Consider the following 23,043-nt stretch of genomic DNA (forward strand, 5'->3'; position numbering starts at 1 on the left):
GACCGTCGATGATTTCCGCACCGGTCCGGGCGAGGCGCGGCGCGTGCGCGCCCTGTTTCCATCATTGCAGGCCGGTGTCCAAAAGCAAGGGAAATTCGATTTGCGGTCGCACATCGCGCGCGGCGCTTGTATGATGGGACGTGCCCGCGCCGCCACGTCAACCGCTGCGCCGGTCGAGCGGAGAACGCACTCCGCCGGCGGGCCTCCTGGAGACAAGTCATGCCGCAATCTTCCGTGCTGCCCGCCGCGGCGAGCCGCGTCGACCTGCTCGCGCAAGCGCACGCCCGCTCGCTGTCGGTCGGCCTGCGCGCGTCCGAGCCGCCCGATTTCTCGCCGCTGTCGCGCACCGCTCTGCGCGAGCTGATCGACGGCAGCCAATCGCTGTACACGCACGCGCGTCCGGTGATGGACACGCTGCACGCGCAGATCGCCGACACGCAAAGCCTCGTGCTGCTGACCGACCGCGACGGCGTGATCCTGCACAGCGTCGGCGACGCCGATTTCGTCGAGAAGGCGAACCGGGTCGCGCTCTGCCCCGGCGTGTCGTGGGCCGAGGACGCGCGCGGCACGAATGCGATCGGCACCGCGCTGATCGCGGGCCAGGCGCTCGCCGTGCACGGCGCCGAGCACTTCCTGCGCGCGAACCACGTGCTCACCTGTTCGTGCGCGCCAATCGTCGATCCGTTCGGCCGCATCCTCGGCGCGCTCGACGTGAGCGGCGACCCGCGGGGCTTCAGCCCGCATACGCTCGCGCTCGTGAAGATGTCCGCGCAGCTGATCGAAAACCACCTGTTCGCGAACCAGTGCGCGGACGCGCTGCGCGTGCGCTTTCACGCGCACGACGAATTCGTCGACTCGCTGTTCGCGGGCCTCGTCGCGTTCAGCCCGAGCGGCGCGCTGCTCGCCGCGAACCGCAGCGCGCAATTCCAGCTCGGCGCGAATCTCGACGCGCTGCAACAACGCGGTTGCGACGAACTGTTCGGCCTGTCTTTCGCGAAGCTTGCGCAGCATGCGGCGCGCGAGCCGCTCGCGTGCTTCACGCTGACGCTCGGCACGGGCGTGCGCGTGCGCGCGCGCTGCGAATTCGCGGATGCGCAGCGCACGGCCGTTCCGGTGACGGCGCGCGTCACGGCGCTCCGCGCCGCCGAAGCGACGCGCGACGACGATCCCGACGCGATCACGTTCGCGACGCTCGACACGGGCGACGCGCGGATGACCGCCGTCCTGCAGCGCGTCGGCAAGGTGCGCGGCCGGGACCTGCCGGTGCTCGTGCTCGGCGAGACCGGCACCGGCAAGGAGTGGCTCGCGCGAGCGCTGCATCACGCGTCGCCGCGCCGCGACGGCCCGTTCGTCGCGGTCAACTGCGCGGCGCTGCCGGATTCGCTGATCGAAGCGGAGCTGTTCGGCTACGAGGACGGCGCGTTCACCGGCGCACGCAAGCGCGGCAGCCCCGGCAAGATTGCTCAGGCGGACGGCGGCACGCTGTTTCTCGACGAAATCGGCGACATGCCGCTCGCGCAACAGGTCCGGCTGATGCGCGTGCTCCAGGAGCGCGCGGTGATGCCGCTCGGCGGAGCGCGCGCGGTGCCGGTGGACGTGCGGGTCGTCTGCGCGACGCACCGCGATCTGCGCGCGATGATCGCGGCCGGCACGTTTCGCGAGGATCTGTTCTACCGGATCAACGGCCTGGCGGTCACGCTGCCGCCGCTTGCCGAGCGCTCGGATCTCGAGACGCTCGTCTCCCGCGTGCTCGCGCGGCTCGGTCGCGGCGAGCCGATGCCGGCGACGGTATCGGCGGCGGTGCTCGCCGCGTTCGCGCGCTGCCGGTGGCCGGGCAATCTGCGTCAAATGACGAACGTGCTGCGCACAGCGGGGATGCTCGCGGAAGGCGAAGCCCGGATCGACGTCGAGCATCTGCCTGACGATTTCTGGCTCGACTGCCCCGCGCTCGCGCGGGACGCGCAGGGGCGCACGGATGCCGCCGCGGCAGGCGCGACGAGGGCCGATACGGCGGCGGCCCCCTGCGCTGCGGCGACGCTGCAGGACCATCAGGCGGCGTTGATCGACGGCGCGCTCGACCGGCATCGCGGCAACGTGTCGGCGGCCGCGCGCGAGCTCGGGCTCGCGCGCAACACCGTTTATCGGCACTTGCGTAGGCGGCGGACGGGGACGTGATTGTCGCGGTCGGTTTCCGGTTTCCAGCGACCGGTTCTCGGTTCTCGGTTCTCGGTTCTCGGTTCTCGGTTCTCGGTTCTCGGTTCTCGGTTCTCGGTTCTCGGTTCTCGGCGACCGGCGACCAATGGTCGATTGCCGGCCTTCGACTATCACAGATCGACTTCCGGCTGTCGGCCGCTGACTGCCGATCGCTGGCGGCTGACCATGGACCGTCCGCCGCCGAAGCGCAACCGTCACCGACTGCGATCGCCGAGCGCCGACAGGCAACCGCCGCGAATCGCCACCGCCGGCTGGCGCACCGACAAGCGACGTCGCGACCGGAGGCCCGCCTTCGACGGGCGACTGACGGCGGGCGCGGCGCGCGACATCGCGCCTCAGTCGCCATGTCGCGCCGACACGAACCGCAGCGCGCCGAAACGCTAGACCGCATCGGGTATCCTTGCGGCTTCGCTGACCACGACGCCGCATCGCCGTCCACAATCGCATGACCGAAGAACGTTCGCACTGGGTGCGGGTCGAGCCGCTCGGCGCAGGCTTCGACGCGCCCGAGTCGCTGTCGCTGCTCGAAGCCGCGGGCTTCGCCGGCGTGTCGCTGCCCCGCTCGTGCCGCAACGGCACGTGCCGGACCTGTCTGTGCCGTCTGCGCGAAGGCTCGGTCGCCTATCGGATCGAATGGCCCGGCGTGAGCGCCGAGGAAAAGGCCGAAGGCTACATCCTGCCGTGCGTCGCGATCGCGCAGTCCGATCTCGTCATCGAGGTGCCGGACGCCGAATGAGCCGACGCGCGCGGCGATCGCCCGCATGTCCGCGCCGCTCCATCGAGCGCAGCCGAACCCGGCATCACGCGAGCGCATCCCCCGAAGGCCACTGCGCGCGCCCGGCCTCCCGCCGCCTCAGCCGCGCCGCGATCAGCGCCGCCAGCACGGCGAGCGCCGCGCCCGCGAGAAAGCCGCCGGTATAGCCGACCTTCGACGTCAGCGTCAGCATCATCGATGACGCGATCAGCTCGCCGAGATCGCGCGTGCTCTGCACCGCTGTGACGTCGGTGCCCGCCTGATCGCCGCTGCCCGCGAAGCGCATGCCGGCCGTCATGATCGATACCGACGTGATGCCCGTCGACAGCGATCCGAGCACCGTGCACAGCCACACCCAATGCGGCGCGGTCGCGAGCCACCCGTTCGCCTGCGCGAACCACAGCAGCGCGCCGGCGCCCGCGCAACTCACGCCCGCCGAAAACGCGCGCCACAGGCCGAGCCGCCGCACGAGCCACGCGCCGCCGCCGCAACCGAGCACGACGGTCACGAGGCCGCCCGCCATGCCGAGCCGGCCGATCGCGTCGAGCGTCCAGCCCGCATCGTTGAGGAACAGCTTCGACAGCCCGAAGCCGGACACGGCCGTCATCGCCGACAGCAACGCGAGCGCCAGCAACGACAGCGACCACGGCCGCCTCGCGAAGCGCGCGAGGCTCGCGTCGTGCGCGCTCGGCGTGCCCGGCCGGTCGGCGTCGCGCGGCATCAGCCACAGCACGCACGCAAGGCTCGCGAGCGGCACCGCCGCGAGCGCGAGAAACGCGGCCCGCTGGCCGAACAGGCCGATCAGCGTGAGCGCGCCCGCGCCGCCGCCGAAGAAGCCGATCATCACGCCCGCGATCTGGATCGCATTGATCTTCGCGAGCGCGCCGCCCTGAAAATGCTCGGCGGCCATGCCGTCGTTCGCGATGTCCTGCGTCGCGCTCGCGAGCGACGCGATGGCCAGCAGGCCGACCGCCCAGCCCGCCGTCGCGACTGTCATCCCGATTTGCGCGAGGCTCGCGAGACACAGCACGACGACGCACTGCATCGGCAGCATCCAGCTGCGGCGGCGGCCGATCCGCGCGGACCAGCGATTGTCGACGACGGGCGCCCACAGGAACTTGACGACCCACGGCAGCCCGACGAGCGGCAGGAACGCGAGCGCGTGCAGCGGCGCGCCGTCGTGGCGCAGCAAGGTAGGCATCGCGTCCATCGCGATGCCGATCGGGATGCCCTGCGACAGATAAAGCAGCGTGATGGTGATCACGAGGCGGCGATGTTCGAGCAAATCGCGCATGAAGTCTCCAGTAGCGTTAAGGAAGTTCGGAACGCGGCGGCGGCAGGCCGGCGGGCGGCGCCGCGACGCGGCGAGGACGCCGCGCCGCGCGCAGCAGCAATGCGCCGAGGCAGGCGAGCGCGGCATCGACGTGTGCGTAGACGGGTGCGCCCGCGCCGAGCAGCGCGATCGACAGATGCGCGGCGCCGGCGAGCAGATACGCGGCGCCCGCCGCCCCCATCAGCGCGCGCACGAGCGCGGCGCGATCGCGCACGCGCGCGGCGAGCAACGCGCTGCCGAGCCAGGTCGACCAGAACAGCGCGGCGAGCGCGTCGTCGGCGCGCGCGCCGGGCGGCAGCACGCGCCCCGCGAACAGCAGCACGCCGCCCGCGAGCACAAGGCCGCCGCACACGCCCGCACCAAGCGCCGCGAGCGTGCGGGCGCGGGCGTCGCGCTGCGCGTGCCGTCGCTCGATCCACAGAACGAGCCCCGTCGCGCACAGCACGCAGGCAGCCACGCCCATCAGAAAGTGAAGCGCGCGCAGACTGCCGCCCGCCGCGCCGCTCCAGCCGTACCGCGCGAAATGCAGCGGCTGGACCGCGATGAACGCGCGCAGCCAGAAGCCCCGGCCGCGCGATGTCGCGTCCGCGAGCCACTGCCCGTCGGCCGCGCGATACAGATGGCGCTCGAACAGCGCGGTGCTCGGCAGGCCCGCCGCCGTGCCGGCGATCTCGACGCTCGCGTTCGCATCGCCCCAGTGGTGCAGCGCGACGACTTCGGGACGAAATGCCGGCGCACGCGCGGCGTCGCGCCGGAGCAGTGCGTCGAGATCCGGTGCGCGCGACCACGGCTTGTCGACCGCCGCGGGCGGCGGCGCGCCCATCAGCGCCGCGAACGCCCGTTGCGGCTGCCCCGGAAACGCGACCGGCGCGAGCGATACCGTGCCAAGCGCGCCGAGCCCGGACAGCGCGCCCGTGAGCGCGAACAGCACGAGCCACGGCGCGCCCCAGAGGCCGATCCATCCGTGCAGGTCGAAGAGCGCGATGCGCACGCCCCGGTCGCGCCGCACGCGCGCCGAATCGGGCCAGTGGCGCCGGTGCAGCACGAGCCCCGCGACGATCAGCACGAGCAGCGCGATACCCCACAGGCTCACGAAGATCCGGCCGGGAAAGCCGGCGAACATCGTCTTGTGCAGCGTGACGAGCGGCATGGCGCGCGCCGCCTCCGCGAGCGGCTCCCCCGTCGCCGGATTCAGCGCGAGCGCGCAGACCTGCCGCGCCGAGCAGAACCGGACCGCCGGATCGCTCGGCTGCGGCAGCACGATGCGCGCATCGCGCAGCGAAAACCCGAGCGCCGCCGCGCGCGCGGCAAGCCGCTCGAGCGGCAGCGGCGGCCCGGCGACGGCAAGCGCCGGCGGCCGCCACCAGCCCTGCATCGATTCCTGCGCGAGACTCCACGTGCCCGTGAACAGGATGACGAACAGCACGACGCCGAACAGCGCGCCCGCCCCGCGATGGACAGCGCGCCAGCGCGATCGCAGCGATGCGTCCATGTCAGCGGCCTCCGTAGAGCCAGACGCACGGCGTCAACACCGCGAGCCACGCGCACGCGCGCCACGCGGCCTGCCGAGCGTCGCGCGCGACCAGCGCCCACAGCAGCACGGCGACGCCCGAAACCAGCGCGACGAGCACCGCCGCATAAAGCCGGTTCAGCCCGTTGGCCGGATAGTGGCGGGCGAGCGCCACCGCGAATTCGATCGCGCCCAGCGCGGCGCCGCCCACCGCGACGCCCGCCCGCGCGAGCCAGCCGCCCGCCATCAGAACTGCCCGCGCACGGTCAGCATCACGTTGCGCGGCTCCCCATAGCGATTGTTCCAGCCGGGCTGGCTGAGACTCTGGTAGTAAGTGCGGTCGAACAGGTTGTTGACGTTGAGCGCGGCGCTCCATTGCCTGTCGTAGCGATAGCCGAGCCGCACGCTCGCGAGCGCGTAGCCGCCCTGTCGCATCGTGACGCCGTTCGACGCCGCCGAGAAATCGCTCTGCACCTGCACGCCGCCGCCGATGCTCCAGCGGCGTTCCTGCCACGGCAGGTCGTAGTTCGTCCACAAGCGCAGCAGGTGGCGCGGCGTGAGCTCCGCCGCGAACGCGCCGCCGTTGGCGACGTCCTTCGCATAGCGGATCGTGTCGAACGTGTAGCTCGCCCACACGCTCCACCACGGCGTGATGCGCCCGTTCGCCTCGAATTCGAAGCCCTGGCTGCGCACGCTGCCGCCGTTCACGTAGTAGCAGCTCCGCCCGGCGCATGGATGTGCGGCATCGACCTGCGGATTGTTATCGAGATCGATGCGAAACGCCGCGAGCGACACGTTGAGCTTGCCGCCCGACAGCTCGCCCTTGATACCGGTCTCGTAGGTGCGGCCCTTCACCGGCGTCAGGATGCTGCCGTCCCAGGTCGGCTTGGTCTGCGGCTGGAACACTTCCGCATAGCTCGCGTACCACGACCAGTCGCGCGCGACATCCCAGATCAGCCCGCCATACGGCGTGAACTGGCGGCCCGCGTTGTAGTGCGCGCCGAGGCTGTCCTGGCTCCACCAGCTCACGCGCCCGCCCAGCACGAGCGTGACCGGCTGCGCGAGCTTGATGCGGCCGAGGCCGTAGACGCCCTTTTGCGAGATGTCGTTCTGCATGTCCTGCCGGTACGGCCCGATACCCGGCTCCGGCACGCTGTCCGGATTCCAGCGGTACACGTTCACCGGCGTGCCGGCGCCCGCCAGCAGCGGCGCGCTGAGCTGCCCGTTGCTGCTGCTCGCGTAGGTTGCGCCGAACAGCAGTTCGTGCGCGAGCCCGAACGCGCGCACCGGGCCCTGCACGTTCGCATCGACGCTGCGGCTATAGCCGCTGAACTGGTATGCGCCTCCCATCAGCGTGCCGCCCGCACCCGTGGCCCGATCGATCGCGCCGTACGAGCCCGCGTATTTCAGGTCGGAGCGCACCGCCTGATACTCGCCGCTCACCAGTGCCTTCCAGCCGCCGCCGAGCTTCTGCTCGACCGAGCCGAACGCGCGCGTCGTATCCCAGTCGAAGTGGCCCCAGCCGACGTCGAGGAATGTCGATCGCGACAGGCCGAGGCTCGAGCCGTCGCGCGCCATCGGCACGCCGGACATGTCGGGCACCGACGCGACCGACTGGTATTGCGCGCCGACCGTGACGAGCGTGTCGCGCGTCACGTCGATCTCGGCGATGCCGTAGATCGAGCGCGTATCCTGCTTCGCGCGATCGTAAAAGAAGCCGCGGTCCTCGTACGCGGCGACGAGCCGCCCGCGCACCGTGCCCGCCGGGTTCAGCGGCCCGCCGATGTCGGCCTGCGCTCGGTAGCGCCCCCAACTGCCGATGCTCGCGCTCGCGTTCGCGGCAAACTGATATTGCGGCCGCTTGCGCACCAGATTGACGGTCGCGGCCGGATTGCCCGAGCCGTGCAGCAAGCCGTTCGCGCCGCGCAGGATCTCCACCCGCTCGTACACCGACATGTCCTGCGGCGAGCTCGCCATGTCGCCGAGCACGACGGGCACGCCGTCGAGCTCGAACGAATCCACCTTGAAGCCGCGCACGAAGTACGCGGTCGTCAGCAGCACGTATGGCTGCACGGTCACGCCGGCCGACTGCTGCATCACGTCGTCGAGGCTGAACAGGTTCTGCTGCTCGATCCGCTCGCGCGTCGTCACACTGACCGATTGCGCAATCTCCCGCAGCGCGAGCGGCATCTTGCCGACAGTCGCGATCGACGGGTCGTCCGCCGCATCCTTCGACGCGCTTACCGAAATCGCCTTCAACTCGCCGCCGGCCGGCCGTGCGCCGGCGGCTCGCTGCCGCGTGCCTTCCTGCACGCTCTCGTTCTTTTGCGTGTCGCTCTTCGCGGCCGTGCCGGCAAGCGCCGCCGCACCGGGGTGGGCCGCGATCAGCATGCCCAGGCAAAGCGACGAACGCCACCGCCTTCCCCCGAAACGCCCAACCGGCGCGGCCACGCGCCGCGATCTCTCAGGTCCCGCCACCTCGTACTGCATGAAAGCCCCCGCATTTGATAATCATTCTCATTATCAAATAGAAGGGGGACCGTTTTTTTCGATTGCGTGCCTTTCTCTATCGATGCCCGGCGCGCGCTCGACGCTTGCCTGCCGGGGAACCGGTTTCGGCCGCGGCGGCGTCCGGCGCCTCGCGTTCGAGCTCGGCACGGGCGAACTCCGCGTACCACGCGTCGCTCGCGACGAGCTGAGCATGCGTGCCGCGCGCCCGCACGCGGCCGGCCTCGAGCACGACGATCTCGTCCGCGGCGCGCGCGAGCGCCGGATGGTGCGTGACGACGATACGCGTGCGCCGCCCTCGCATGCCGACGAGGCTGTCCCGCACGCGTCGCGCGCTCAGCGCGTCGAGGCTCGCGGTCGGCTCGTCGAGCAGCAGCAGCGGCGCCTTCGCGAGCAGCCCGCGCGCGATGCACGCGCGCTGGCGCTGCCCGCCCGACAGCAGTTCACCGCCCGGCCCGACGTCGGTATCGAGCCCGTGCGGCAGACGCTCGACGTCGCGCGACAGTCCGACCGCATCCAGCACCGCGGCAAGCGCCGCGTCGGACGCGTCGGGGCAGCTCATCCGCAGATTCCATGCGAGGCTGCCGCGAAACAGGCCGCTGTCCTGAAACACGACGTTGCGCGCGCCGGCGAGCGCCGTCTCGCTCAAGCGCCGCAAGTCGACGTTGCCGAACAGCACGCGGCCGCTCGACGGATCGTCGAGCCGCGCGAGCAAGCCGAGCAGCGTGCTCTTGCCCGCGCCCGTCGGACCGACGATCGCGACGAAGCCGCCCGCCGGGCAGCGCAGATCGACGTGATCGAGCAGCGTCGCGCCCGTATTCGACCGGTAGCTAACCCGCACCGCCGCGACGCTCGCGTCCTGCGGCCGCGGGCCGCGCTCGGGGCTTTCGAAGCGCGGCGCGCGCAGCACCGTCAGCACCGCATCGAGCGCGCGCCAGCCGCCGCGCAGCGCCTGGTCGAGCTGCGTCAGTTGCGCGAGCGGCTCGATGAAGCGCACGAGCAGCACGAGCACCGCGACGACGGTCGCCGGATCGAGCCGGCCAGTCGCGACCGCCCACGCGCCGCCCGCCAGCATCGCGACGAACACCGCCTGCACCGCGCCCGCGAAGCCGAGCTCGATCGGCAGCGAACGCCGCATCAGCGCGCGGGTGCGTCGATGGCGCTCGTCGAGCGCGCGCTGCAGCGCCGCGCGTCCGTCGCCGTCCTGCCCGGCAAAGCGCAGCAGCCCTTGATGCGCGGCGAACACCTGGAGCTGCCCGGCCATGTCGCGCTCGCCCGCCGCGCGCGCCTCCTCGAGCGCGAGCGTGCGCGCGCCGCTCCAGTTCAGCAGCGCGAACAGCAGCGCGGCCGCCGCGGCGAGGCACAGCGCGATTCGCCAATCGATATACGCGAGCCCGGCGATCACCGCGAGCGGCGTGACCACCGCGCCGATCAGCGGCCCGAGCAGATGCGCGGGAATGCCCATCGCCTGCATCACGGGGCCGCGCAGCAAGCCCTCCGGATGGCTGTCGCGCACGGCCCGCGGCGCGCCGATGCGCGGCAGATGGCGCACCAGGCGATCGACGAGCCCGGCCGCGAGCGCGCCGCCCGCGCGATAGCCGCGAAGTTGCGCGACGTACAGCACGAGCGCGTGGCCGAGCGTCAGCGCGACGAGCGCCGCCGCCCAGTGCAGCAGCGCGCCGCCCGAGAACCATGCGCGGATCAGCGGCACCAGCAGCACGCCGCACAGGCCGTCGAGCAGCGCGGCGGCCACCGCCCAGCCGACGCCGCGATACAGCGCCCGCCGCGTATCGCCCGGCAGGCATTGCAATCGCGCAAGCAGGGTTTTCATCGTGTCGCCTCCTCGGCCGGGCGATCGCGCTCGGCCCAAAGTCTCGCGTACAGGCCGCGCGCATCGAGCAGCGCGCGGTGCGTGCCGCGTTCGACGATGCGCCCCCGATCCATCACGAGGATCTGATCCGCTTGCCGGACGGCCGCGAGATCGTGGCTGACGATCACGCGCGTGCGCGCGCCGCCGTGCAGCGCATTGCGCAGCGCGCGCCCGGTTTGCGGATCGAGCGCGGACGCCGGCTCGTCGAGCAGCAGCAGCGGCGCGTGCGACAACAGCGCGCGCGCGATCGCGAGCCGCTGCAGCTCGCCGCCGGAAAAACGCGCGTCGCGCCCGTGGACGCAGTCGTAGCCGCCCGGCAGCGCGTCGATGCGATCGGCAAGACACGCGGCGCGCGCGGCCGCGCGGATCTCGTCGCGGCTCGCATCGGGCCGATACAGCGCGATGTTCTCGGCGATCGACACGTCGAGCGCCACCGCCTGCTGAAACACCATCGCGACCTGATCGCGCAGCACGCGCTGCGGCAGCGCGCGCAAGTCGGCGCCGCCGAGCAGCACGTCGCCGCGATCCGGGTCCATGAAACGCGCGAGCAGCGTGAGCAGCGTGCTCTTGCCCGCCCCGGACGGCCCGACGATCGCGGTGGTCGTGCCGGCCCCGATCGTCGCGTCGATGTCGTGCAGAATTCGCGTGCCGTCGAAATCGACGCACACGCCGCGGATCGCGATCGATGCGTCGCGCGGCGCCGGCGGCGCTTGCGCGCCGTCGGGCGGCTGCGGCAAGCCGGGCAGCGCGAGCAGCGCGTCGAGCCGCGTGGCGGCCGCGCGCGCTTCGCGCAATGCGTCCGCGCCGTGGCCGAGCGCGCGCACCGGCGCCGCGACGGCCCAGATCAGCAGCGCGAACACGCAGAGCTCGCCGATCGGCGAGCGCGCGAGCGCGACCCCCATCGCGCCGAGCACGACCCACGCGAGCAGCAGCGGCGTGCCGAGCAACACCTGCGTGCACGCGCCGAGCCCGCCGATGCGGCCGACCCATGCCGAGAACGCGCGCTCGAAGCGCGCGACCGAATCGAGCACGACCGCCTCGATCCCCGCCCCCGGGTACTGGCGCACGAGCGCCGGGTTCCGCGCGAACTCCGCGTAGTCGCCCATCAGCTTCTCGAGCGCCGCGTTCCGGTCCGCGAACGCGGGCACGAAGCGCGCCGAGCGCATCCGGCGGAACAGCGCCGCGCCGAGCACGAGCGGCGCGAGCGCGAACGCGAGCAGCGCCGGATTCAGATAAAGCAGGCACGCGAGCGCCGCGCCCGGCACGACGATCAATTGCGTGACGTCGGCCGGCGCATGCGCGACGAGCTGATGCAGCGCGCGCACGTCCTGATCGACGTAGCGCGCGATCCGGTCGCTGCCCGTTCGCGCGAACCAGGTGAGCGGCAGCCGCTGCAAGTGATCGGCGAGGCGCTTGCGCAGCCGGTCGCTCAGATCGGCGTCGACGCGGTGCGTGAGATGCAATGCGATCGTCTGGCCGGACAGCCAGCACACGCCGGCCGCGACCGCCGCCGCGAGCCACTCGCGCGCCGCGCCGTCGAGGTCGGCCGCGATGCGCCAGTGCTCGGCGATCCGGCCGAGCGCGAGCCACGGCACGAGCGACGCGACGCCCGCGAGCGCCTGCAGCGCGACCGCGGCGGCGAGCGGCGCCGCGAACGGGCGCAACATCCGGGAAAGCGGCGCGTTCATGCGGCGCGCTCCAGCAACGCCTCCAGCGTGTCGGCCGACGCATCGCCCGGCGGCTGATCCGGAAAGCCGAGCAGCGTCGTCAGATGCTGCCAGACACGCGTCACCTCGACGCTGCGCTGATTGCTCGCCGCGAGGCCGTCGCCCGACGCGAGCCGGTCGACCGCGCGCACCGCCGCCCGCGGCCAGTGCCGCGCATGAATCACATCCCACGCGAGCGGCTCGGCGTCGTAGAGCTGCACGTTCGGCAGGCCGCGCGGCGGCCCGTCGTCGCCGAAGATCGGGAACAGCCCGTCGCGGTCGGCTCGCGGCTCGCGCAGCGCCGGCTCCCACGCGAGCGGGCCGTGCGGCGACGCGAGCGTCCACGTGCCGTGATCCGTCATCAGCGCGATCCGGAACAGCAGGTGCATCCGTCCGTCGTCGGCGGCCGCCATTTCGTTGTGCACGCGCAGCGCGACGGGCGTTTGCGCAAGCACCATCGCGCATTCGCGCATCGACGGGCACACCGGTTGCGCGGGTTCGATCGACCATGGCCCGACGCCTTGCAGCGCGCTCGCGAGCACGTCGAGCGCCGCGAAGCTCGCCTGCACCGAGCACGCGAGCTCGACGTGCAGCGGGGAGCCGATCCGGCGCAGCCGCTGCGCGACGTCGATGAAGCGCGCGACGGCGGGCAGATGCGGATAGAAGCTGTTCAGCAGGCAGCGGCGTCCGCTGCGCGCCGCGGTGCGCAGCACCGCGTCCCATTCGGCGGGCAGCAGCGGGTGCTCGATCAGCACGTCGATGCCGCGCTCGAGAAGCCGGCACGCGAGCGCGGCGCCCTGCGCGCCGCGCACCGCGCCGCCAACCGCGACGCACGCGATGCGCACGTCGTCCGGCAACGCGCCGGGCTCCGGGAAGACGGGCGCGCCGACCCGCCGCGCGAGCGCGGCCGTGCGTGCGCTGCCCTGCCCCAGGATGCCTGCGATGCGATACGCATCCGACGCGGCGAGCCCCGCCGCGTAGAACTGGCCGAAACGGGAACCGGCCACGACGACCGGCAACGGACGAGTGCTCATCGTGCCTCCTTCAAATGCAGATCGACGAATGCGGCGCTCAGGCAGTCGAAATGGCCGCCGGGAATATCGACGAGCGCGATGCCGCCGAGCGCCTGGTCGCGCCAGTAATCGAACAGCACCGCGCGCTGCTGCGGAATCAACGGATTGCAGCGCTCCGGGACGAACAGGCGCAGCGGCCCCGCGTACGGCGCATGGCCGGCCCAGTGGCTCGCGTGCACCGAGTGCATGAAGAGCCGGTACAGGCGCTCGCGCTCGTCGACGAGCGGGTGCGGCCCGTCGCCGTCCGCGGGCAACCCGGCCGCCACGCGCAGCACGCGCCGACGCAGCGTATCGAGCGGCGTGCAGCGATCGCCGAAGACTTCGAGCTGCGCCTGGATGCCGCCGGGCGCGATGCGCTCGGGGTCGGCCTTCAGCGCGTCGGCGAGCGCATCGGCGAGCAGGTGCGCGGCCGGGAAGCCGAGCGCGTCGAGCGGCAGGCCGAGCGTCGCCGCGAAGTTGAACAGCACGAGCCGCTCGTCGTCGATCAGATACGGAATGCGGTAGCTCGACACGATGTCGAGCGAGCGCACCGCGACGCCGAGCTGCACGAGCGCCTTCGCCATTTCCAGCGCGACCAGCCCGCCCGAGCAGTAGCCAAGCACGTCGACTTCGCCGATGCCTTCGCGCGACAACGCCTGCGCGTAGCGCGCGCCGAGCGTCGCGTTCAGGTGTTGCGCGGGCAAGTCGAGATAGTCCTGCGCGTCGCGCACCGCGAAGCCCACCACCGGCCCGAGCCGCGCGAGCGCCGGCATGATCGGCCGATACGCGTGCACGGTGCCGAGCCCTTCGTGAACGATCACGCGCGGCACGCCGACGCCCGCCGCGAGCCGCAGCGGCTGCACGTCGATCCGGCCGCGCAGCGCCGGCGCGTGCACGACCGACGAAGCGCGCGCGGCGGCGGCGCGCGGCGGCGCGGCGGCGCCCGATCGCGATTGCGGCTGTGACGGCGGCTGTGCATGCGCGTCGCGCAGACATTGCGCGAGCCCGGCCGGCGTCGGCTGCGCGAGCGCCCAGCGCAGCAGCCGATCGAACGGATGCGCGTGCGCGAGCGGCTCCTCGGCGCGCACGCGCGACACGAGTTGTGCGATCAGCAGCGAATCGCCGCCCGCCGCGAAGAAATCCTGATCTGCGCTCACGCCCTGCGTGTCGAGCACCGCTTCCCACAATCCGATCAGACGCGCGAGCAGCGGGTCCGCGTCGCGCGGACGAACCGCCGGGCCGCTCGCCGCCTGCGGCTCGTGAATGCCGGCGATTCCCGCGAGCGCGCGCCGGTCGATCTTGCCGTTCGCGGTGACGGGCAGGCGCTCGAGCGCGCGCAACTGCGACGGCACCATGTAGCGCGGCACGCGCTCGGCGACGAACGCGTGCAGTTCCGCGGCGTCAAGGCGCGCGGCGCCCGTTTTCATGCGCGCGAGCAGGATGTCGTAGCCGAGCGCGTCGAGCGGGCTGCCCGGCTCCACGCAGCCGAGCGCGCGGTCGCCCGCCGCCTGAAGCCATTCGAGCCATTGCGCGCGATGCACGAACAGTTGATGCGAGTTCGCGCGCGCGTCGCCGGGCGGCTCCATCATCAGGCCCTGGCTGATGCTGATCTCCGGATGCTCGGCGGTCAGTTCCTGGATCACCCACCACGCGTCGGCCGACGACAGCGCGCGCAGACCGGCGACGAGCGCGACGGTGTCGCGCGCGTTGTTCAGCGCGCCCGAGCTGACGATCACGTCGACTGAATGCGGCGCGACGCCTTGCGCGTCGAGCGGCGCGTTCATGTCGAAGCGGATGAAGCGCATCCACGGATGGGCGGCGAAGCGCTCGCGCGCCGCCGCGAGGAAATAGCTCGACACGTCGCTGAACAGATAGTCGATCCGCACGCCCGATTCGACGTGCGGCGCGAGCGCCTCGACGATCGCGCGCGTCGCGGCGGCCGTGCCCGCGCCGATCTCGAGGATGCGCCACGCGCGCTGCGGCTCGCGCGCGACGATGCCGGACACCGCCTCGGCCATCGCGCGATGCAGCGCGCGCGCGTGCACGCCGTCGCTGTACATCGCTTCGGCGATATGCGAAGCGCCTTGCGGAAACATCAGCGCGGCGGGCGACACGCGATCGTCCACCTGCTCGCCGAGACTGGCCGCGCTCGCGCGAAAATAGTCGATCAGCACGGCAGGCCATAGCGCCGGCGACGCGTCGCGCGCGAATGCCGCCCAGCGGGCGTCGGCGGTTGCGTCGGCGGTTGCGTCGGCGGTTGCGTCGGCGGTTGCGTCGGCGGTTGCGTCGGCGGTTGCGTCGGCGGTTGCGTCGGCGGTGCCGGCCAAGTCGGCCGCATCGAGCGCGTCGGGGCGTGTGACGCGCCAGCCAACGGTCGAGGCCATCGCATCGGCAGCATCGGCCGCCCCCGTCGAAGCCGTCGGGTTCGCTAAATCCATCGCGCCGGCCCCCCCCGCCGAACCGACCGATTCCGCGCACAGCACGCCCCGCGCCTCGAGCAGCACGAGCCAGTGCCGCAGCAGCCTACGGCGCGCGGGCGGCACGTGCAGCCGCTCGGCCAGCGTCGCGAAATCGACCGACGCGTCGCGCGTCAAGCCTCCCGCCCGCACGATCCAGCACGCAAGCGACGCGGTGCACGCCGCGTCGAGCTGCGCGACCGAGCGCCGGATCTCGGCGTGCGCCGGCCACTGCTCGGCCGCGAACGCGTCGCGCACGCGCTGCGCGATCGCGTGCAGCGCCGCGTCCCGCCGCCGCGGATCGGGCACCTCGCCGTGCAGCGTGACGAAGCTCGCGAGCCGGCGCTCCGCCGCGTCGCCAAGCAGGATCGTCGCGGCCGCGGCGACGCCCGGATGCGCGCTCAGCGCCGCATCGATCTCCGCGAGCTCGATCCGATAGCCGCGAATCTTCACCTGATCGTCCTCGCGGCCGAGGAATTCGAGCGAGCCGTCGTCGCGATAGCGGCCCAGATCGCCCGTGCGGTACAGCCGGCGCCCGTCCGCATGCCGAATGAAGCGCTCGGCGGTGCGCGCCGGATCGTTCGCATAGCCCGCCGCAAGCCCGACGCCGCCGATGTGGATCTCGCCGCGCACGCCGGGCGGGCACGGCCGCCCGAGCGCGTCGAGCACTTCCATCGTCTGCCCGGTCAGCGCGCGGCCGTACGGAATGCTCGCGAGCTGCGTGTCTTCCGGCCGGATCGGATGCTCGATCGACCAGATCGACGCCTCGGTCGCGCCGCCCAGGCTGAACAGTCGGCTGTCCGGCCAGCGGCGCCACCAGCGGGTCGGCAGGCTCACCGGAATCCAGTCGCCCGACCACATCACGCAGCGCGGGCCGGGCACCGCGCGGGCCGGCTCGCTTTCGAGATAGTCGACGAGCATCTGCCCCTGCGCGGGCACCGAATTCCACAGCGTGACGCCGTGGCGCGCGATCAGATCGGCCCAGTGCGACGGGTCGTTGCCGCGCGCCGGGTCGGGCAGCACGACGCGCGCGCCGCGCGCGGTCGCGCCGAACAGATCGTAGACGGACAGATCGAAGCTCAGCTCGGCGAGCCCGAGCACCGCGTCGCGCGCGCCCACCGCGTAGCGCGCGTTGATGTCGGCAAGCGTGTTGCAGACGGCCGCGTGGCTCACCATCACGCCCTTGGGCTCGCCCGTCGAGCCCGACGTGTAGATCACGTACGCGAGCGCGTCGCCGTCTAGCGGATGCGCGTCGCGCGGCGGCCACTGCGGATCGGGCGGCAATCGGTCGACATCGATGCGCGCGCAACCATCCGGATCGCAGTCGAGCGCGCGCTCCGTCACGATCGCGCCGACCCGCGCGCTGCGCAGGATCGTTCGCCGCCTCAGCGCGGGCTGCCGACAGTCGACCGGCACGTACGCGGCGCCCGCCTGCACGATGCCGAGCACCGCGACGAGCTGGTTCGCGCCCTTCGGCATCAGCACCGCGACCTTGTCGCCCGGCGCGACGCCCGCGCGCTCGAGCGCGGCGCGCACCGCCGCCGCGCGTTGCGCGACGTCGCGATAAGTACGCGCGCCCGCCGCCTCGATCACGACGGTCGCATCGGGCGTGCGCAGCGCCTGCGCGGCGAAGCCCGCCGCGATGTGGCGGCCGGCCTCCGGATGCGCGCGCGCGACGGGCGGCTCGGACGGCAGCACGATGTCGCCCGGGCGCGTCCACCACGCGGCATCGCTCGCGAGCCGCGCGAGCAGCGCGACATACGCGTCGAACATCGCGGCCGGCATGCCGGCGGGGAACAGGTCGTCGCGCACGTCCCAGCCGATCTCGAGGCCGCCGAACTGGTCGGTGACCTGGCAGTCGAGCCAGACCTGCGGCGTCTGGCTGACCATGTAGCGCGGCGGCGCCGAGCGCGCGCCGTGCTCGCCGAGCAGTCGCCCGACGCTGCCGATGCCGCTCGTGAACACCACGGGCATCAGCGCGGCGTCCTTGCCCCGACGCCGCGCGAGCTCGCGCATCACCTCGACGCCCGTGAACGCGCGATGGTCGAGATCGTCGAACATCTGCGTGCCGATCGCGCGCGCGCGCCCGGCGAAATCGCGCCCTTTGGCGGCGTCGACGGCGAGCAGGCTCAATGCGGTGAAATCGCCGAGCACCGCGTCGATCTGCGGATGCACGGGCGGCCGATTCAGCACCGTGAGATTCAGGCAGAACGCGGGCGACTGGCTCCAGCGGCCGATCACCTCGGCGAACGCGGCGAGCGCGACGCCCGCCGGGCTCAGCCCGAAGCGGCTCGCGCATGCGCTCAGCGCGTCCCATTGCGCACGGTCGAGCCGCGCGTGCCGATGCGTGAAGCGCGGTTGCGCATCGGCGCGGCCATCCGACGGCACCGACGGCACCGGCAGGTCGGGACGCCCGGGCAGGCCGTCGATGCGCGCGAGCCACCACGCGGCGTCGCGCGCATGCTGAGCGCGCCGGCCGGCGCGCGCTTCGTTGACGACGTAGTCGCGAAACGTCACGTCGAGCGGCGCGGGCCTCCATTGCGGATCGTCGTAGCGGCGACGCCATTCGGCGAGCAGCAGTTGCAGGCTCGCGTAATCGATCAGCGTGAAATCGACGGACAGGTGCAGCACCGCGCCGTCGGGCCCCAGGCTCACCTCCGGCTGCAGCACGGGCCAGCGATCGAGCGCATGCACCGCGTGATCGAGACGCTCGCGCACGCGGCTCACGTGCGCGTCGAAGGCGGCCGCGTCCGCGTCGCGCAGGTCGTGCGCCGCGAGCGTCTGCCACGGCACGTCGGGCAGGATGCGTTGCCACGCGTTGTCCTCGACGATCGCGCGCAGCATCGGGTGGCGCGCGACGCACGCGTTCCACGCCGCCTCGAAGCGCCTCACGTCGAGATCGGCGCGCTCGCGGTATTCGACGTATAGATGACACGCGCTGCCGCCGAATTCGAACGCCGCGTGGCGGCCGAGCACGTAGGCGGCCTGCACGGGCGTCAGCGCGAATCGCTCGTGCGCGTGCTGCGGCTCGCTGCGCCACGCGCCGTCGCGCAGGAAGCGCACGAACGCGTCGCGCTGCGCCTTGATGCGCGCGGCGAGCGTCGCATCGAGCGCGCCCGCCGGCGCGCGGTAGCGCAGTTGCTCGCCGTCGCACCACAATTCGATCCGCCGCTCGCGGCAGAGGTCGAGCACGTCTTGGAAGCTCATAGCACGCCCTCCTCCATCGCCGCGGCATCCGCCGCGAGGTCCTCGCGCATGGCCGGCGCCGCGTCGCCCAGTTTCGCCGCGAGGCCCGCGAGCGTCGGCTCGCGGTAGAACTCGGCCATGCCGATCCGCACGCCGAGCTGCTCGCGCAATTGCGCGAGCAGCCGCGTCGCGAGCAGGCTGTCGCCGCCGAGCGCGAAGAACGTCGCATCGCGCGCGTTGGCGCAACGGCCAAGCGCCTGTTCCCAGCACGCAAGCAGCGCCGCCTGCCGATCGTCGGCGGGCACGAACGCGTCGCGTGGGGCGGGCGCGTCGCCTAGCATTCGCGACAGCGCATCGGCGATCGCGCGCCGATCGATCTTGCCGTTGCCGTTGAGCGGCCAGCGCGGCGCGCACCAGAGCCGGTCGGGGCGCATCGCGTCCGGCAGACGCTCGCGCAGCCAATCGGCGAGACGCGCGTGCGTGATCGGCTCGCCGCTCGCGCGCGCGGCGATACATGCGAACGCATCCGAGCGCCAGCTGTGCGCATCGGGCGCGAAGCCGCACGCACGCGCGGCCGCCGCGAGCGCGTCGCCGGAAACGAGACGAGGCGGCGGCGCATCGCCGAGCAGCGCGGCCGTCAGCTCGCGCAGCGGCGAATCGCGCAGCACGTCCGCGACGAGCACCCGCCCGCCCCGCGCGAGCAATGCGGCCGCGAGCCGGAACGTATCGCGTGCGGCGTCGTGAAGGTGCGCGGCGGCAAAGCTCACGACGCAATCGAATTGGCCCAGGTATCGAGCCGGCAGCAAGCCGTCCGGCATCGCCTGAATGGCGGGCGACGTTCGCGCGAAGCGGGATTGCGTGTCGCGCAGCAGCCCCGGCGACGCGTCGAACAGCGTGAGCTCGAAGCGCGGATCGTCGAGCAGCCGAAGCCCGTGCGCGAACGGCTGCCCGGCGCGCGCGTCGAGCACCGCGACGCGCAACGCGCGAGCGTGCGCGCCGGCGAGCGCCTGCAGCGCCGCGCCGATCTGCTCGATCGCGCGCGCGCCGTCCGGCAGGCTCAATGCGAGCGCCTGCGGCGCGAGCTGCGCGTCGAACGGCACGCGCGACGCGGCGCTGTCAGGATCGTCGACGAGCGCGCGCAGCGACGCCGCGCATGCGTCGAGCTGCTCGGCTTGCCAGCCGAGGGCGTCGAGCGCGGCCTCGATCGAGATCGGTAGCGGCGTCTGCGCGCGCGCGAGCCACGTGTCCCAATGCGCGCGCACGCGCGCCGGCACGTGCGCGCCGCCGTCGAGCACGCGGCGCAGGACCGCGCGCGTCACCGCGGCCTCCGCCTGCCCGGTGTCCGCCGTCGGCCGATACGCCAGCGCGACGGCCGACGCCGGGTCGAGCGCGGCGTCGGCCGGCACGAACGCCGCGACGACCCGCGCGGCGTCGCCCGGCGCGACGCTCACGCACGCGCCGTCCACCTGCGGATGCGCGCTCAGCGCGGCCTCGATCTCGCCGAGCTCGATCCGGTGGCCGCGCACCTTCACCTGCCGGTCCGCGCGGCCGAGAAACTCCAGCGTGCCGTCCGGCCAATAGCGGCCGCGATCGCCCGTGCGATACCAGCGGCCCGCGCCGGATTCGACGAAGCGCGCCGCGGTCAGCGCCGGATCGTTCCGGTAGCCGCGCGCGAGGCTCGCGCCGCCGATCAGCAGTTCGCCCGCGACGTAGTCGGGCGCATCGCGGCCGGCTTCGTCGACGACGCGATACGCCTGCCCCGGCAGCGGCCGGCCGTAGGGAATCGAGCGCCAGTGCGGCGGCACCGCATCGACCGTCTGCACGTTCGACCAGATGCCGGCCTCCGTCGCGCCGCCGAGCGCGTGGAACGCGCACGCGCGGCCGCAGCGCTCGCGCAATCGCGCCGGCAGATCGAGCGCGATCCAGTCGCCGGACACGAGCGCCGCGCGAACGCTGCGGCACGCGCCGTCCGCGGCGGGCGCGGCAAGCGCCATCTCGAGCAGCGCCGGCGCCGAATTCCACAACGTCACGCGATGCCGCTCGATCAATTCGATCCAGCGCGCCGCGTCGCGCGCTTCGTCCTGTGTCGGCAACACGAGGCCGCCGCCCGCGCCGAGCACGCCGAACAGGTCGTACACCGACAGATCGAAATCGAGCGCCGATACCGCGAGTAGCCGGTCGTCGGCGTTCGCGCCGAGCAGCGGATTGATCGCGTCGATCGTGTTCATCGCCGCCTCGTGCGTCATCTCGACGCCCTTCGGCACGCCCGTCGAGCCCGACGTGTAGATCACGTAAGCGGTGCCCTGCGGCGCGACCGGCAGCGGCGCGGCAAGCGGCGCGCTGCGCGCGAGCGCGGCCACGCCGAAATGCGGCGTCTCGGCGTCGGGCGCGGGCGCCTCGCCGATCGCCGCGCGGATGCCCGCCGCCCGCTCGATCAACGCGCGGCGCGCCGGCGGCTGCGCGATGTCGACGGGCACATAGCATGCGCCCGCCGCGAGCACGCCGAACGCCGCGGCGATCTGCTCCGGGCCGCGCGGCAAACGGATCTCGACTGCATCGCCATGGCCGACGCCCGCCGCGCGCAAGCCTCCCGCGATCGCGAGCGCCTGCGCGGCGAGTTCGCCGCGCGTGAGCGCGCGCTCGCCGCACCACAGCGCGACGGCCCCGGGCTCGCGCGCGGCGAGCGCGAAGAAATCGCCGTGCAGCGTGCGCGGGCGGCCGCACGCCGGTACCGCGTTGAGCGTGTCGCGCACGCGGCGCTGCGCCGGCGGCAGCGCGATCGCCGCCGGCTGCCGCCAGTCGCGCTCGCACAGCGCCTGCACGAGCGAGACGTACGCGTCGAACATCGCATCGAGCATGCCGTCGGGAAACAGGCCGTCGACGCTATCCCACGCGAGCAGCACGCCGTCCGTCACGCGGTAGAGCTGATGGTCGAGCCACACTTGCGGCGTCTGCGAAATCATGTCGTGCAGATCGCCGAACACGTCGCGGAACGCATCCGGCACGAACAGCTCGTCGCCGAGATTGCTCGAGAACACGACAGGCGCCGCGCGCGGCGTGCCCTGGCGGCGCGCGTCGCGCAGCACTTCGAGCGCCGGGTACGCGGCGTGCGCGATCGCGCCGTGCAAACGCGCCTGGAACGCGCGCACCGCATCGGCGACGCACGCATCCGGCCGCACGTCGCATTCGACGAGCAGCAGCGTCGTGAAATCCGCGATCATCGCGCCGAGATCGGGCGCATCGCCATGGCGGTCGAACAGCGGCACGTTCAGCAGGAACGCGTGCTGACCGCTCCAGCGCGCGAGCACCGCGGCAAACGCATAGCCGAATACCGACGGCAGCGTCACGCGATGCTGCGCGGCGCGCCGCTGCAGACGCGCGAGCTCGGCGGCGCTCAGCGTATGCGCGAGCCGGCTGAAGCGCGGCGCGCGTATCGATTCGGGCGCGCACGCGAGCGGCAGCGCGGGCCCGTTTGGCAAATCCGCGAGCCGCGCGTGCCAGTGCGCGCGCGCGGCCAAGCGGGCGGCGTGCGTATCGGCCGCGCGTTGCGCGAGATAGGCCGGGAACCACGTTGCCGGCGCGACGGGCAGCGATGCCGGCGACGCATACGCGGCGCCGATCTCCTTCATCACGAGCCGCACGCTGTCGACGTCGGCGGCGAGCAAATCGATGCTGAGCCACACGCGATCCTCGCCGTCCGGCATCTGCGCGAGCCCGGCGATGAAGACCTGCGCGCGCGCGACGTCGAGACATTCGTGCGAGCGAAACTCGCGCAGCGCGGCCCATTCGGCTTCGGCTTGCCGCGGCGTCCTGCCGCGCCAGTCGCGGTAATCGAATGCCGGCGCATCCGGCGCGGCGACGATCTGCTGCCGGCCGCCGACGAAGCGCGCGCGCAGCATCGGGTGACGATCGCGCACGAGCCGGCACGCGGCGGCGAGCCGCTCCGGCTCGATCCCGCGGCTGCGGAATTCGAGGAACGCGTGGCAGCTCACGTCGCCGAGCACCTCGCCCGCGCCGCGCCCGAGCCAGTAAGCCTGCTGCACGGCGGACAGCTCGAACTCCGCGTGCACGTCGACGTCGGCGCGCGCGGCGCCGTCTGGCGCGGCCGGCGCGACGCGCGCCGCCTGCGCGAGCAGCGCGGTCCATGCGCCGAGGGTCGGCGTGCGCGCGAGCGCGTCGAACGTGAGCGCATAGCCCATCCGGTTCACGCGCGTTTGCATGTACATCAGGCGGATCGAATCGACGCCGTAGCTCAGCAGATCCTCGTCGTCGCCGAGCGCGGCGATCGCGTCGGCGGGCTCGTCGAGCAATTCGGCGAGCAGCGCGACGAGCTGGGAACGGAGATGGGAAATGACGTCGGAAGAAGAAGCGGAAAGTTCGATGGTGGAATCAACAGCAGACTGACTCATGGGCGCGCCTTGTATAGGTCGTTCGAGGGCTTGGCCGCCTGCGGC

Annotated in this window: 11 protein-coding genes; 2 read left to right on the plus strand and 9 right to left on the minus strand. The window is 72.7% G+C overall.

The window, feature by feature from the left end:
• Nucleotides 1–219: 219 nt before the first annotated feature.
• Both BTH_RS09315 and BTH_RS09325 read left to right on the plus strand, forming a co-directional pair.
• On the plus strand, nt 220–2,175 hold the full coding sequence (locus BTH_RS09315; RefSeq protein WP_011401400.1) for a sigma-54-dependent Fis family transcriptional regulator: 1,956 nt from the start codon (nt 220–222) through the stop codon (nt 2,173–2,175).
• A gap of 484 nt (nt 2,176–2,659) precedes the next feature.
• Complete coding sequence (locus BTH_RS09325; RefSeq protein ID WP_009897957.1) at nt 2,660–2,950, plus strand: 2Fe-2S iron-sulfur cluster-binding protein; 291 nt, start codon at nt 2,660–2,662, stop codon at nt 2,948–2,950.
• Nucleotides 2,951–3,014: 64 nt separating this feature from the next.
• On the opposite strand, the gene BTH_RS09330 is transcribed toward BTH_RS09325, so the two are convergent.
• The 9 genes from BTH_RS09330 to BTH_RS09370 form a co-directional block, all read right to left on the minus strand.
• Nucleotides 3,015–4,262: a RhtX/FptX family siderophore transporter gene (locus tag BTH_RS09330; RefSeq protein WP_009897958.1), complete on the minus strand. Its 1,248-nt coding sequence runs from the start codon at nt 4,260–4,262 to the stop codon at nt 3,015–3,017.
• Nucleotides 4,263–4,278: 16 nt separating this feature from the next.
• Complete coding sequence (locus BTH_RS09335; RefSeq protein WP_009897959.1) at nt 4,279–5,793, minus strand: PepSY-associated TM helix domain-containing protein; 1,515 nt, start codon at nt 5,791–5,793, stop codon at nt 4,279–4,281.
• 1 nt (nt 5,794) lies between these two features.
• Entirely contained in the window at nt 5,795–6,058 is a 264-nt protein-coding gene (locus BTH_RS09340) for a hypothetical protein (RefSeq protein WP_009897961.1), read from the minus strand.
• A complete protein-coding gene (locus BTH_RS09345) occupies nt 6,058–8,202 on the minus strand; it encodes a TonB-dependent siderophore receptor (RefSeq protein WP_009897963.1) in 2,145 nt (714 codons plus the stop codon). The genes BTH_RS09340 and BTH_RS09345 overlap by 1 nt, the downstream gene beginning before the upstream one ends.
• Before the next feature lie 175 nt (nt 8,203–8,377).
• Nucleotides 8,378–10,150, minus strand: a complete 1,773-nt coding sequence (locus BTH_RS09350) for an ABC transporter ATP-binding protein (RefSeq protein ID WP_009897965.1) — start codon at nt 10,148–10,150, stop codon at nt 8,378–8,380.
• Nucleotides 10,147–11,877: an ABC transporter ATP-binding protein gene (locus BTH_RS09355; RefSeq protein WP_011401403.1), complete on the minus strand. Its 1,731-nt coding sequence runs from the start codon at nt 11,875–11,877 to the stop codon at nt 10,147–10,149. The genes BTH_RS09350 and BTH_RS09355 overlap by 4 nt, the downstream gene beginning before the upstream one ends.
• Nucleotides 11,874–12,929: a Gfo/Idh/MocA family oxidoreductase gene (locus BTH_RS09360; RefSeq protein ID WP_009897977.1), complete on the minus strand. Its 1,056-nt coding sequence runs from the start codon at nt 12,927–12,929 to the stop codon at nt 11,874–11,876. Before BTH_RS09360 ends, BTH_RS09355 begins: the two co-directional genes overlap by 4 nt.
• Nucleotides 12,926–18,610: a non-ribosomal peptide synthetase gene (locus BTH_RS09365; protein ID WP_009897980.1), complete on the minus strand. Its 5,685-nt coding sequence runs from the start codon at nt 18,608–18,610 to the stop codon at nt 12,926–12,928. The genes BTH_RS09360 and BTH_RS09365 overlap by 4 nt, the downstream gene beginning before the upstream one ends.
• Nucleotides 18,607–22,998, minus strand: a complete 4,392-nt coding sequence (locus BTH_RS09370; RefSeq protein WP_011401404.1) for a non-ribosomal peptide synthetase — start codon at nt 22,996–22,998, stop codon at nt 18,607–18,609. Before BTH_RS09370 ends, BTH_RS09365 begins: the two co-directional genes overlap by 4 nt.
• Between the last annotated feature and the right edge of the window lie 45 nt (nt 22,999–23,043).

It is taken from the genome of Burkholderia thailandensis E264, from assembly GCF_000012365.1.
Lineage (GTDB): Bacteria > Pseudomonadota > Gammaproteobacteria > Burkholderiales > Burkholderiaceae > Burkholderia > Burkholderia thailandensis.

Coding starts and splice junctions, on each gene's coding strand:
- BTH_RS09315 (WP_011401400.1), top strand. CDS start 220: ATGCCGCAATCTTCCGTGCTGCCCGCCGCGGCGAGCCGCGTCGACCTG.
- BTH_RS09370 (WP_011401404.1), bottom strand. CDS start 22,998: ATGAGTCAGTCTGCTGTTGATTCCACCATCGAACTTTCCGCTTCTTCT.
- BTH_RS09350 (WP_009897965.1), bottom strand. CDS start 10,150: ATGAAAACCCTGCTTGCGCGATTGCAATGCCTGCCGGGCGATACGCGG.
- BTH_RS09355 (WP_011401403.1), bottom strand. CDS start 11,877: ATGAACGCGCCGCTTTCCCGGATGTTGCGCCCGTTCGCGGCGCCGCTC.
- BTH_RS09325 (WP_009897957.1), top strand. CDS start 2,660: ATGACCGAAGAACGTTCGCACTGGGTGCGGGTCGAGCCGCTCGGCGCA.
- BTH_RS09340 (WP_009897961.1), bottom strand. CDS start 6,058: ATGGCGGGCGGCTGGCTCGCGCGGGCGGGCGTCGCGGTGGGCGGCGCC.
- BTH_RS09345 (WP_009897963.1), bottom strand. CDS start 8,202: ATGCTGATCGCGGCCCACCCCGGTGCGGCGGCGCTTGCCGGCACGGCC.
- BTH_RS09360 (WP_009897977.1), bottom strand. CDS start 12,929: ATGAGCACTCGTCCGTTGCCGGTCGTCGTGGCCGGTTCCCGTTTCGGC.
- BTH_RS09365 (WP_009897980.1), bottom strand. CDS start 18,610: ATGAGCTTCCAAGACGTGCTCGACCTCTGCCGCGAGCGGCGGATCGAA.
- BTH_RS09335 (WP_009897959.1), bottom strand. CDS start 5,793: ATGGACGCATCGCTGCGATCGCGCTGGCGCGCTGTCCATCGCGGGGCG.
- BTH_RS09330 (WP_009897958.1), bottom strand. CDS start 4,262: ATGCGCGATTTGCTCGAACATCGCCGCCTCGTGATCACCATCACGCTG.